This is a genomic window from Desulfomonile tiedjei (assembly GCA_016212925.1).
Classification (GTDB): domain Bacteria; phylum Desulfobacterota; class Desulfomonilia; order Desulfomonilales; family Desulfomonilaceae; genus JACRDF01.
This window is the reverse complement of sequence record JACRDF010000052.1, coordinates 51,457-64,791: the sequence shown is the minus strand read 5'-3', so window position 1 is coordinate 64,791 and position 13,335 is coordinate 51,457. Positions and strand designations below refer to the sequence as shown.

Genomic DNA, 13,335 nt, shown 5'->3' with positions numbered 1-13,335 from the left:
TATCACAAGATGGCAATCCGTGTCGTCGCTTAGTCTCCTCAGCCGCGCGACGCATTTTCGCGGGATTACCGTACATCATAGCCTTCTGTTCTCAAAAAGGAATCTATAGTAGTTCTCGAAGGTGACCACGGATTAATGTGCGGGTGTCCTGCCAACACGGGAAGGCCTCATTCGGGAAGAGGTCTTGGGAACAACTTTGGTAGCATTTCTCCAAAGTTTTGTCGGAATGGCAGACTTACGTCGTCCCGGCGGAAGCCGGGACCCAACTCCTCCCGGATTCCGGCTTGCGTCGGAATGACGGCATTAGGCGATCGGAAATTACATTGGGAATCTCAAAATTTTTGTCTGGATGGAGTCGCATTGCCTGACAAGCCGGCTGCACCGAATGGACCGGGGGTTCATAGCGGCAAGGCCGCCAAGGGAACTCCTGTAGTCGGGCGGACATCAGACGGTGAGGTCCCCCATCACCCGTCAGGGCACGGTGATTACGTCAATCGTCTGCGTCGGTATTTGCCCGCTCAGGTCTTCGAGCACCAGGGTCCCGGCTAATGCCCCGGAGGTTATCGAAGCGCCGCAATTGCACGGGGCCCTATTGTACGCCAGGACTGCGAATGGGCCAAAGCTCCACGTACTTCCGCCGGCGGGCAGGACGAAAGTACCGGTGTGGGGGAAAGAGGTGCCGACAGGTCCGAGGAGAAGCCCGGTAGGGAGCTGGACGCGCAAGATGCGGCACCCTCCGGATACCGAAGTGTCGGTGACCACCGTAGCTCGCACATTTATCGCAGCGCTGCTGTTGTAGTTCTCGACAGAAAGCGACTGTGTGGAAGCAACGAACACAGCCGGGCAGGAATCCCAGCCTGGTGTTATTTGTATGACCGTATGGGTTTCGCCTAAGGTCTTGGCCCTGACTATGGAGTTCGCTAAGGGATCCGAAATACTGAAGTTGAAGAACGGCTTTTGGGCAGCGGCGGACATAGAGTTGGCGCTGCGTGCGAACACCACCGAATTAGGCAGGTGCCAGTTTCGGTGAACCTGTTGAGTCAGCATCCGCTCCAGATTGCGCGGGCTCTTGAATACAGGCTCGGGCGCTGTGAAAGGGCTTTCCAGCTTCAAGAGATTGTCCAATTGCACCCCGACATTCACAAAACCGCCGATGGTATTATAAGATCCGGCAATGCGATCGTGGCCATGCTCATATCGTATGGTGAACGTTCCGTTTTTGGTTGTAAGATCTCCGCCCGTGCGCCAACCGTAAACTTTCTCGCCAATGTCGAACTGATAGCCTACCGCCTTCAATCTCAGGTCAAAAGCCTGGTTGAATAAAGATTGAGAATAGCCTGCTTCCACATCGTAGCTTCCGCGGCCATTCCGGAAGACATTGACGAGCACATCGCGATTGAAAATGTCGCCGTAATAATTAAAATTCAGGTCAACGGCCGAATCACCTCCAAGAACAGCGGCCATTTCCAGACCAAGGCCGCCGGAGGAATACCATTGACCAAACACTTTCGTGGAATCGTAGAAACCGTTCAGGCCCAAAAATGTATTGCCGTTCACCAATTTTCTGAACCCGCCGCCAAGCGAAATATCTATTCTGTACTCCGCCGCGGCATTCGGGCGACGCCAGAAGTCCTGGTTTTCGAAATGGGCCTCACCGAACAATATAGAGCCTTTGCCCGCATTGACAGGGAGCAAATAATCCGCTGTAAACCTGCCTGTCCTTATGTTTGGCCCAATATTGTACAGAAAACCAAGCTGGAGATTCGGGACTAGAGAAGTCAGCCAGGGGAACATCGAACTGGAGAACGGCACGGAATCCAACTCGGCGATTTGTCCTGAACCAGGCGGGTTCGGCCGCGGCGTATCAATTACACTGCGAAGTTCAGATGGTCCCATTGGGGATTGTGGGAGATCAGCAGAAAAAACCGGTAAGCAAAAACCGAGGCATGCTGATAGCACAACTATCAGAACACGGATTTGCGCTGAAGGCATTGAGGACTCCACACCCGACATTACATACGGAATAAACCCTAAGATTTAAGTGGCATTATTGACGGAGATTTTGGCATGAATTTTAGCATGTTTTCGTATTAAAGCCAAGTAATTTATATGGTCTGGCTCAATCATACTGAAATTAATGTTTAGTATCAGCAGCAATTATTTGCGTAGGACTGATTTGAATGACGAGGTCTTGGAGGTCGATCGAGATACAATTAGTAAGAGCGGTTAAAGAACATCTTGTTTCGGCATTTGTGATACTCATGTGGGTGCCGATGCGGCAACATTTCACTCCGCGTCCAAAGCATCTCGGACCGATTGCAGAAGCTGTCGCATATCATACGGCTTGGCAACCAAACCCTTTGTGGCTTTTTCAAGTGCTTCCCGCGTCAGAGAATCCGGTGAAAATCCTGTTGCCACCAACACCCTCACGCTTGGATTCAGCTTCTGCATTTCCTGCAGACATTGCCTTCCACTAATTTCGGGCATGATGAGATCGAGTATCACGAGGGAGATGTTGGGCTGCTCCTTCTTGTAAAGCGCCAAAGCCTCTTTTCCATTGGCCGCGGTAAAAACACGATACCCTGAGCGTTCAAGAATCCGCTGTCCCAAATCTCTCACGAGGTCTTCGTCGTCCACCAGCAGAATTGTCTCTTTGCGACCTAAGGGTGGTGCATGCTCTGCAACATCCTCCGGCTGTTCATCTGGCTCTATGGCAGAAAAGTATATTCTGAACGTTGTACCCCGACCGATTTGACTTTCGCACGTAACGTGACCGTTGTGTTGCTCAACGATGCCTCGCACAACGGACAGGCCCAGGCCGGTTCCTTTGCGCGAATCTCTCATCTTTGTGGTAAAGAAGGGCTCGAATATTCGCTCCAGGGTTTCCTGGTCCATTCCTTGGCCTGTGTCCGAAACACCGAACATTAAATAAGGACCCGGCTTCACTTCGCCATGGGCTCGGCAGTACTCTTCGTCCAAAAGGACATTCTTCGTTTCGATGGATAAACGGCCTCCTTCCGGCATAGCCTCTGCCGAATTCAGCGCAAGGTACATCATCATCTGATCCATTTGTGAAGGGTCTGCGCTGATCAGCGCCGGTTGATCGACCAGGTCCACCACTATGTCAATCATCTTAGGCAAGGTTCGGGACAGCAATTTCTTGAGCTGCTCAATTTGGTGGTTCAGATTCAATGGGACAGGCTTCATCTCCGCCTGCCGGCTGAATACCAGCAGCCTCTTGACCAACTCCGCGCCGTTAAGAGCCGTCTGAGCTATCTTCTGCAGATCGTCATATCCTGCCTGGCCTTCTTTCTTGTCCAAAAGGAGCATCTCGGAGTAACCGAGTATTACGGTAAGCATGTTGTTGAAATCGTGAGCGATGCCACCGGTGAGGGTACCAATTGCTTCCATTTTCTGCGATTGCAGAAGTTGGTTCCTGTACTGCTCGCGCTCTGCTTCCGCTCTCCTCATTTCCGTGATGTCCATGACGACCGCTATAAGGCCCGCCACTTTCCCAAATGAGTCGGTGAACGTCGACTTGTAGAACACCACATTACGCTCTGCCCCATCCGCACGAATCATTTTATACTCATAAATCTGAACCCCCGGATTATTAAACAGATCCTGGTCTCGTCGCCTATATTCATCCGCGACTTCTGGGGGAGCAATATCGTACACGGTTTTTCCAACAATCGAATCAGCGGGAAGGCCCAGGAACTCCTCACAAGCTGGATTGCAGCCCCAGTACCTACCGTCCACGCCCTTGTAAAAGACGGGATTGGGAATTGCCTGCATGAGATTCTGCACGAATTGGAGGTTATCTCCGAGTGCTAGCTCGGCGAGCTTGCGCTTGGTGACATCGGAGGAAATGCCGTCGGCAAAACACACCCCGTCTTTTTCGTAAGGGGCTAAAGCTCTGTCTCGCAGCCATATCAGCGTCCCATCTTTTCGCCGGACCCTGTACTCAATTTCAAAGGGCAATCGATCCTTGAAGAGGGCGTCAAAAGCCTTTTTCACTTTTTCGGCATCCTCGGGGTCTATTCTGCTCAACCAGGAATTGCGCCCATTTTCACAAAGCTCTTCCGAAGTAAATCCCAGTATGCTTTCCACATTGGAGCTGACGAAGGTAGTGTTACCGTAGCTATCGGTAGTCCAGACAATATCCGGAATGTTCGTCACGAGGGACCGATATTTCTGCTCACTTTCTCGTAGCGCCGAATCTGCGCTACTAACGGCGGCTTGGACATGCCGCGCAACCGCGCTCATCAGAAAAGCTACCAGCGCTGCTGTCAAGACCGCTGTGACACCTACCGAGACCACCCTGTAAGGTGCATCCGCCCGTGAGATTACCGTCAGAGTGAACCAGCCCCCCACCAATATGATTGCGATGGAACCCGGTACTGCCATTCGGGTGAATCGAGCGAATACGGAATCACTCACCGCTAAGCGAAAAAGTAGAGAATCCGGTCCATCGAACAGCAGACCGACCCCAAGCAGAATAAACCCAATGGCCGTCGGCAGGGCAACGGGGATGAGCTTTCCACCATAGAGCAGAGGAGTGCCAAACCAGTAGCCGATAGCCAGAACAGCCGCAACGCCAAAGACTAGAAGAGCGAGTCCTTGGGACACCAGGTTCCGCGAACGAGCATCCGACAACCGAGGAAAGGGGGGCCAAGTAGCCAGGGACAGTAGGACAAACAGCACCGAGGTCAGCGGCGACATCCGGCCAACTGCCACCCCTTGCGAAAAGGTGGTTTCCGGCGCGATCCATCGCTCTATGTCCAGACGCCACTCGGATACAAATTGGATGAAGAGAATGGCACTGAAAATCAACACAAAGCCTGCCATCAGGGGCATGGCGACCCTGAGCACTTGGTTTGTGGATCCTCGCCGATGGCAGAGCAGGACCAGGCCGAGGAACGCAAAGCACAGGGCCGTGGCAGGAGCCATAGGCACAAACTGGATTTGGACACGGGCAATTTGCAGGGACTCGGCCGCCCACTCGGCCAGCACGACCAAACCGAGAACCGTCGAAAGCACCGCGGCCGCAGGCGTCACGGAGGTCACGACTTTTCCTCCGAGATTGGCCTTAAGGTGAGCGCACATTGCCCTATGTCTCCACCAGGGAAGTGATTAGTCCGTCGAGCTCATCCGGTCCGGCTAAACCTTGCCTGCTGCTCCAGCGCCGGCATTCGGCGAAGCTCGAGCAGCATCCTGGGCCATTATGATCCCATTCTATGAGATCAAGACCTCCGAAACCGTCCCGCGTACGATATGTTTTGACATTCCACCCGCCCGGGAGGTTCTGAGGAAGGCAGGAATTAGGCGAGCCAAAGCTTCATACATGTCCGCCCCACTTCGACCATACCAGAGGAGAAAAACCAAGTCAAAGGACGGACTGGTTGAGGAAATAAGTGCACAGCACCAGGAGCTGCCTTGTCTCGAAAACTGCCGGTTCCGGAAATCAATGATTATTGTTTGAGCAATAACAATTTCCTGACCGAAAAGTTCGGTTTACCGGAGGTATGGCGTGTCATGCCGGAACAACAACCAATCGATATCATATCCGACACAATGGCACTGACCAGTCTCAATAATACCAAGAACATCATCTTGATGGCTGCCGAGATGGTCGGAGGTTTTGACGAGGCAGCATTCAAGGCGGCAGTGAAGGAAGCATGCGAGCGGTTCCCGGAACTCACGAGTGTCCTGAGTCAGACCCGCAACGGTCGCAGGTTTTATCTGTCCAGAGAATACCGCCCGGCTCTGGAGATTCCTGTATTTATGTCCGAGATCCCGGACTGGAACGGGTTTCAGGCAGGGCTGAACCTCCTTATGTTCCATCTGGCCCCTCGACTGGACAGGAATTGGGACCTTTGGAAGGAGCCGCCGATCGAAATACACGTATTGCGAGCGGCAAACGAGCACTTTGTAATGGCATTCCTCATACATCACGTCGTCGCCGATGCGGCAATGGCCTTACGGATTATAACGGAAATACTGGTTCGGTATCACAAGATCGTTAAGGGAGAGACGCCGACTTGCCTGAGCATCCCGCACGTGTTCTCCACTTCTCGCAAAAGAAGAGAGCCGGTCACTCGGAAGTTCGGATGGAAAGATTTCTGGTCACAATTACGGCGGGATTTGGCCAATCGGAAACAAAAGCCACAGCAGCCTCATGGAACAGGCAACAAAAAGGACCCCAGCGAGTGGCATGTGAAAAGGGTCCTGTCTCTCGAAGGAACCGACAGAGTCATGGGGAGTTTTGCGCAAAACGACGCTCGCTTTGTGGACCATCTGATTGCTTGCGCAAACATGTCTTTGGACAAATGGAACGCAGATCGGAACATTTCGCCCGGACTCATCACCACTGCGGTAACCGTAAATATGAGGGAAAGATTCGGCGGGACATCGGAAAAGAATTATAGCTCCGTTATCTTCTTTCGCTCCAACCCTGGAGACAGAGAGAGTCATACGACATTCGTCCGTCAGTTGGCGCAGGCTCGGCACAGGCAGCTAAGTAGGCGAGTCGATCTGACTGTGCGAAAGTCAATCTCCCGGGCAGCTCGTTTCCTTGCTGTGTTCCCGCTTTGGATAAGACGCCGGATTGCTCACAAGTTCATGCAGCATCAGCGCTATTCTTTCTCTATCGGGTTCCTCGGGGTTGTCTGGCCTGAATTCAAAGAAGGAACTCTGGGGGAAGATTCCTGCCTGGTCAAATTGGGCGACGCAAACATCATCGACGTCCATGGCACCGGTTACAAAATAGCCGGTAACGCGTCCGTAAATGTGTACGCATACATCTATCGAAGGCGCCTCCACCTGGTATTGACCTCGTCCGCGGCTCTGTTGACCAGGCAAGAGTGTGAGGACTTCATGGAAGTGCTTGTGCGGAGCATTTTTGATGCGGCACATCTCTCCCGGGATTCTGTAGGGGAATCGCAATCCGTTGCCGGTAGGCGATTCCTGGTCCATCCAGTTGCAGTGAAGAACTCCATGGACGAACAAGGATTATTTTTCAAATAGCTTACTGTATTGCCCGTAACCCTCCTTTTCGAGGTTGTCTTTGTGAATGAAACGAAGCGACGCGGAATTCATACAATACCGTAGGCCCGTGGGCTTTGGCCCGTCATTGAAAACGTGCCCGAGGTGGGAATCGCCTTGCTTGCTCCGTACCTCGGTGCGGGTAGTGAAAAAGCTTCTGTCCTCTTTTTCGGCTACGTTACCCGGTTCCAGCGGCTTGGTGAAGCTCGGCCATCCTGTCCCGGACTCGAACTTGTCCAGAGAGCTAAAAAGGGGTTCACCGGAAACAATGTCCACATAAATTCCCGGCTCGTGATTGTTCCAATACTCGTTTTTGTAGGCCGGTTCGGTACCCTCCTCCTGCGTCACTTGATATTGCAAAGGGGTTAGCTTTTTCTTCAGTTCTTCTTTGCTCAACTTCCCCGGCTTTTGAGGGTTTTCAGCCTTGTCTTTCTGTCCCATGTCCCCTCCCCACACTTTTTCCAAGTATTTGTCGCGGCCGGAATTGGCCCTGTAGAATTTGTATCGCAGCGGGTTCTTCTTATAGTAGTCCTGGTGATACTCTTCCGCTTTGTAAAATGGCGAGGCTTTGAGGATCTCGGTCACTATGGGTTTGGCGTATTTCCCCGATTTTCCCAATTCCTCTTTGGATTTCTCAGCCAGCCGTTTTTGGTCGTCGTTATGATAGAAGATCGCGGATCGGTACTGTGGCCCTCTGTCAACGAACTGGCCGTTCTGGTCGGTCGGATCTATCTGTCTCCAGAACACATCCAGAAGCTTCGAATAATCTGTTACCGACGGATCGTAGGTGATCTCTATGACTTCCACATGGCCCTTTTGCGCGTAATCCTCATAGGTCGGCTTGTCCCCCGTACCGCCTGCATAGCCTGATACTACTTGCACAACACCGTTCAGTTTTTCGAATGGCGGTTCCATGCACCAGAAACATCCGCCTGCAAAGGTCGCTTTCTCATATTCTGCCCGCGCGTTCACGGTCACCGCCAGGAACGCGATCAAACAAAAGCCTATAAGCAATGCCTTCATGAATATTGTCATCATAGGTACAACCTCATTTTTACATTCTAATGGTTAATGTAAGACTCGCGCGGGTCGTTGGCAAAATGTTCGTAGAACCTGATGAAAAGAGGCTCAGGAGAGATCCAAACGGCGTGACCCTGTCAAATTAGTCCAGAGATAATCCCACAAGGTTGTAAACGGCCATGATGGTAGAAAAGGAGCTGGATGAAGGTGAGCCGCGAGATGAGGATGCTTATTACACAATGCATTGTTAGCTTAGATCTGCTTCGAACGGACCGGTATGGCAAAAGGCCTACGATGCTCGTTGCCAGGGTTCGCAAGGGAACCCTTACCTTCGGGGCTCTGCCCGTAAACACATGTCATTTCAACCCAGTCAGGAAGGTCCGAAGATTTCTACGCCATGTCAGCGCCTTCGACCTCTTTGCGCTCCACGTAATAGACTTCGACACGTTCCGGCTCTTCGAGCAGTTCCCCAATTTTCACTGCAATTTGGTTTCTCTTTTCGCTGGCCCGCCACGCCTCCCATCCGTTTGCATCTGTCCAGGTGCTGATGACCAGGAATCTGTGGGGATCCTCGGCAGAAATGAGTGTTTGTCCTGAGACGAAACCCCGACGAAGCGTGCCCACTGCCCTGAGTTCCTTAATCAATTGGTGAGCCGCTTCTGCGGTGCCTTCTTTGAACTTTCTTTCGGTCAACACTTTGATTGCCACGGTCTCCTCCCTTCTCCCCGCCCTTCCAAGGGGAATGCCGCCGGCTTCTCACGGTTTTTGACAAATGTTCGCGGATGCAGTGATCAAAATTAATGATTCCAATCTACCACGTCGCGAGAGGAAGTGTGAAACGGAATTTGCAGGCGTTTGGTAAGAAATGGTTTCAAGAGCTGCGACTTTCCGGGAAGAGTTTCCGGGGAGGCCCTTTTTGCAAAAAGGGCCTCCCCGGACCCCTCCCCAAAAACTCTCATTATTTTGCACCATTGCCGCTGCGGCGACAATGGTGTGGTGTAAGCAACCCCGATGTCGACTCCATGCCAGACAGCTTTGCGAGCACTTGTAACATTCCCGAATACTCGAGAGGCTTTGCCAGAAAAACCCCCCAAATTCTTTGTCGCGACCTCAGCGCTCTCTGCGTTCTCCGCGGTGAAACCTCATTCTGCTCGGCAAAAAGGACTTGACTCTACTAATAGACCGGTCTATTGTGATGCTGCCGGTTATTGCGGAAAGGACGGATAAATGGGGAAAGACAACACCAGAACACGCCTTATCGAAGCGGGCGCAAGACTGGTTCATGAAAAAGGGTTTAATCATACAGGGGTCCAGGAGATTCTCCGGGCATGTGAAGTGCCGAAGGGCTCGTTCTACTTCTATTTCCAGAGCAAAGAGGAATTCGGGATGGCAATTGTGGACCACTTCTCGGAGTTCATAGGCGACAGAATGGATATGCATCTCGGTAATGAGTCTTTGCCTCATGTTCAGCGGCTAAAGAGTTTCTTCGACGAGATGATGGAGTACTTCCGCCATGAGGGCTGCGCTCGCGGATGTCCCATCGGCAACCTGGCTCAGGAGCTTGCGGACCTGAGCAATACCTTTCGGGAGAAGTTGAAGCAAGCACTTGATGCAATGGAAGCCAAGCTGGGCGCCTCCCTTCAAGCTGCTCGGGATCGTAATGAACTTCCGAGCGGCATTGACCCGAAGGAGGCTGCCAATTTCATTTTGAATAGTTGGGAAGGCGCTCTGACTAGGATGAAAACCGAAAAGAGCATCAACCCCCTGGTAGTCTTCGACAAGATGATTTTCGGCCTGTTGCTTGGTTCACGTGTTCAGTAGTTCGGTGACCCATCATGCCGTTCATTCAGGTACCCGAAGCTTACGAGAGCTTTCCCGTGGCACCGGCACACTGCCGGTTGCTCGAAACTCCAAGCACGGGGCCGAAACTCAGGAGAAACAAATGAAACTTGACGATCATCCCACCGTGAAATGGTACCGAGAAAAGGGACAAACGAGAGAAGCGAGTGACGGCTCACTGAAACTTGAGCCCCAAAAGCTCAGAAATCTGTGTATGGAGGCCGGGGCTGATGATGCCGGATTCGTGGATATCGACCGCCCCGCGATCGCGGATCAGAGGGAAGACCTTCTCGACGCGTTACCGGGGACCAAGACGCTGGTATGCGCTATCTACCGTCTCAACCGAGAGCATCTGCGGACCCCCGCTCATTCCATAACCAATTTGGAGTTCCAACAAGCCTGGAAGACCGCAAACGAGAAGGCCCGCACTACTGCGCTCCACTTGCAGAAGCTTGGGTTCAGGGCGCTCAACGTTCCCGTAGGATTCCCAATGGAGATGGATCGCTGGCCGGAAAGGCCGTGGCTTACGGTGGATAAGATTAACGCGGTGGAGGCCGGCCTCGGCCGGATGGGTTGGAACCGACTGTTGTTGCACCCTAAGTTCGGCTCCAGCGTGGTTTTGGGGACGGTGCTTACCGACGCTGAACTCACGTCGTACAATACGCCATTGGATCTCAATCCCTGCATAGAATGCAAGTTGTGTGTGTCAGTCTGTCCTGTAGGCGCTATTGGCGCCGAGGGACACTTCAATTTTCCGTCGTGCTACACGCATAATTACAGAGAGCGGATCGGTGGCTTTGTAGACTGGGTTGAAAGAATAGTGGCCAGCCGCAGTGTCAAAGACTATCGCAAGAAGGTGAGCGCTTCCGAGACCGTCTCCATGTGGCAGAATCTTTCCATGGGTGGCCAGACCAGATGCGACAGATGCATGGGGGTCTGCCCTGCGGGGGAAGAAGTCATAGGGGAGTATTTGGAAGATCGAAAGGGATACATTGATGAGTCGGTAACCCAAAAGCGTAAGAAGGTGGAAACCGTCTATGTAGTCTCGGGGTCTGATGCGGAGGCTTACGTGAGAGAGCATTTTCCGCACAAGACGATCAAGCGTGTTTCAAACGGCATACGCCCCAATTCTGCCGCAATGTTCCTGAAGAGTCTTCCGATTGCGTTTCAGCGGGGCCAGGCTAAGGGGCTCAACGCCACCTATCATTTTTCATTTACCGGCGCTGAGAGCTGCAACGGCACTGTAACAATTCGGGACCAGACTGTGACGGTCCAGGATGGCCTCTTGGGAACGGCAGACCTCCACGTCACTGCGGACAGTCGGACCTGGATCAAGTTTTTGGCAAAGGAGACCGGGTTGCCCTGGGCGCTGATTTCCCGAAAGATCCGGATAAAAGGATCGCCCAAGCTAATGAAGGCCTTCGCGAAATGCTTTCCTTCCTAATGAAGCCACGGTTTGAAAACCTGAGCCCTTTGGGCGAACCGATAGGCCTGCCGACCCCCCAAGGAGCAAGCCTATGTGATGATGCCATCGCCCCGGGGTTGCACGAAGATCGTCGGGAAAAGCCACCCTCAATTCACATGCGAGATCGTGCTTGACCGGAGAGCGTGCAGAGAGGTACGCTCAGACCCCGGCCTCAACGGGCTTTGTCAGCAACGTGACAGCGGTTTTGCCTCTATGAGGTGACGTGGATTTCCGAAACGGCAGGACAGTGGCTCAATTCAGAGAGAAAGGCCTCATTCATGAAAAAAGAGACCCAGTGTGTGCACAGCGGGGGCTTTCGCGATGGCGTGACCCGCGGAATCAATACTCCGATCTTCACGTCCTCGGCGTACGAGTACTTGGATAGAGAGGATTGCCCCTATCCGCGGTATTTCAACACCCCCAACCTGGATGCTGTGGTGGAAAAGGTGTGCGCATTGGAAGGTGCGGAAAACGGGGTCCTTTTCAGTTCGGGTATGGCTGCCATTAGCACTTCGATTCTCGCGTTCGCAGGCTCGGGCGATCATGTTGTCATGATGGACGAGCTGTACGGAGGGACCCACGCGTTCGCAACGGACGAGTTTGACAGGCTGGACATTTCCTACACTTTCGCGACCACCGACGCGGAATCCATTTGCAGCGCGGCAACCGAACGCACCAAGGTCATCGTCATCGAATCGCCGACCAATCCGCTCCTTGGCATCATCGACATCCGAAAAGTGGGGCGGTTCGCGAGAGAGCGCGGCATCATCACCGTCATGGACAACACCTTCGCTACTCCGGTGAACCAGAATCCTCTCGAACTCGGAATAGACATCGTGGTCCACAGCGGCACAAAGTATCTGGGCGGGCATAGTGATCTATGCTGCGGCGTTTCGGTGACGAGCGCAGAACGGGCGACGCGGGTGCGTGCACTGGCACGGCACCTGGGCGGTAGCCTTGACGCGATGGCATGTTATCTGCTCGAACGGAGTTTAAAGACCCTGGCTTTGAGGGTCGAGCGGCAGTCCGAGAATGCTCTGCGAATTGCGCTGGCTTTACAAGGGCATCCGGCCGTAGCGCGGGTATTCTACCCCGGCCTGCCCGATCTCCCGGGGCATGATCTTGCCAAAGCGCAGATGAAGGCGTACGGCGGAATGCTTTCCTTCGAGGTCCGTGATGGACAGGGCGACCCGTCGGCTTTCTTGAGGCGGCTGCGCATTATCAAACCTGCATTGAGCCTCGGCGGCGTTGAAACCACCATTTGCTGCCCCGCAGTCACCTCTCACGTCAAAATCTCCGCCGCGGAGAGGCAACGCATCGGGATTAAGGACAGTCTCATGAGGCTGTCCGTTGGGATCGAACATCCTGACGATATTATAGCCGATTTGGACCAGGCACTGACCGCTGGATAGGCTTATACCAGTTCGATATTATTTTCGTAACATATGTGATGTGATCTGTCGTTGCGAGGAGTGAAACGACGAAGCAATCTCAGTAGTGAGAGATTGCTTCGGGCTTGACGCCCTCGCAATGACAATTGTCGGCAATGTTGTATTCTTTACGGCGAATCGGTATTAACTGGAGATCTGACTTACTTGCATTCTTTGCAGTGGTTGACGACCTTTCCTCCCTCTTTCTCGCACTCGGCTTTCGTATGTATTTTGTCGCAGTCGCCTTTTCCATGACAGCAATATACCTTGGGCTCTTTTGCGGCCTTCGGATCAGAGGACGCTTGATGCGCCACAGCCCACGAAACGGCAAGAAGTGCAATTGATAGAAACGCGACCAATACAAAAAGTTTCCTCATGATTTCCTCCTTGAATAGCTTGTTTTTTAGTGTCCAAACCGCTTTTCGGCATTTGAATTGGTTCAAAGCCATCGAATAGAGTCCATATCAAATCGCTTTCAAACGGCGAAGATCAGTTCAAGACACAATCGGCACTGACCTGGTTCCCAGGTCAGTGGCA

The 13,335-nt window shown here is 52.8% G+C and carries 9 protein-coding genes; 4 read left to right on the top strand and 5 right to left on the bottom strand.

Annotation, left to right across the window (positions count from 1 at the left end; all coding sequences use genetic code 11):
- Positions 1–471: 471 nt before the first annotated feature.
- Positions 472–1,812 (bottom strand): hypothetical protein, encoded by a 1,341-nt coding sequence (locus HY913_23620; GenBank protein MBI4966288.1) that lies wholly within the window; start codon positions 1,810–1,812, stop codon positions 472–474.
- 474 nt (positions 1,813–2,286) lie between these two features.
- Positions 2,287–5,106 carry a PAS domain S-box protein gene (locus HY913_23615; protein MBI4966287.1) on the bottom strand — a complete coding sequence of 940 codons (2,820 nt, stop codon included), beginning with the start codon at positions 5,104–5,106 and terminating at the stop codon, positions 2,287–2,289.
- Between the two features lie 429 nt (positions 5,107–5,535).
- Between HY913_23615 and HY913_23610 the strand changes: the two genes are divergently transcribed.
- The gene (locus HY913_23610) at positions 5,536–7,026 is read left to right on the top strand and encodes a hypothetical protein (protein ID MBI4966286.1); all 1,491 of its coding nucleotides are present in this window, start codon (positions 5,536–5,538) and stop codon (positions 7,024–7,026) included.
- Here HY913_23610 and msrB read toward each other — a convergent pair.
- Both msrB and HY913_23600 read right to left on the bottom strand, forming a co-directional pair.
- The gene (msrB, locus tag HY913_23605) at positions 7,012–8,067 is read right to left on the bottom strand and encodes a peptide-methionine (R)-S-oxide reductase MsrB (protein ID MBI4966285.1); all 1,056 of its coding nucleotides are present in this window, start codon (positions 8,065–8,067) and stop codon (positions 7,012–7,014) included. The genes HY913_23610 and msrB overlap by 15 nt on opposite strands.
- A gap of 387 nt (positions 8,068–8,454) precedes the next feature.
- Positions 8,455–8,772, bottom strand: coding sequence for an antibiotic biosynthesis monooxygenase (locus HY913_23600; GenBank protein MBI4966284.1), 318 nt, complete (start codon positions 8,770–8,772; stop codon positions 8,455–8,457).
- Positions 8,773–9,291: 519 nt separating this feature from the next.
- Between HY913_23600 and HY913_23595 the strand changes: the two genes are divergently transcribed.
- From HY913_23595 to HY913_23585, 3 genes are all read left to right on the top strand, one after another.
- Entirely contained in the window at positions 9,292–9,885 is a 594-nt protein-coding gene (locus HY913_23595; GenBank protein ID MBI4966283.1) for a TetR family transcriptional regulator C-terminal domain-containing protein, read from the top strand.
- A 121-nt stretch (positions 9,886–10,006) separates the two neighbouring features.
- Positions 10,007–11,347, top strand: coding sequence for an SCP2 sterol-binding domain-containing protein (locus HY913_23590; protein MBI4966282.1), 1,341 nt, complete (start codon positions 10,007–10,009; stop codon positions 11,345–11,347).
- Between the two features lie 299 nt (positions 11,348–11,646).
- Complete coding sequence (locus HY913_23585; GenBank protein ID MBI4966281.1) at positions 11,647–12,780, top strand: PLP-dependent transferase; 1,134 nt, start codon at positions 11,647–11,649, stop codon at positions 12,778–12,780.
- A 179-nt stretch (positions 12,781–12,959) separates the two neighbouring features.
- Here the strand turns inward: HY913_23585 and HY913_23580 are convergent, their stop codons facing one another.
- Positions 12,960–13,175, bottom strand: a complete 216-nt coding sequence (locus HY913_23580) for a hypothetical protein (protein ID MBI4966280.1) — start codon at positions 13,173–13,175, stop codon at positions 12,960–12,962.
- Positions 13,176–13,335 lie beyond the last annotated feature (160 nt).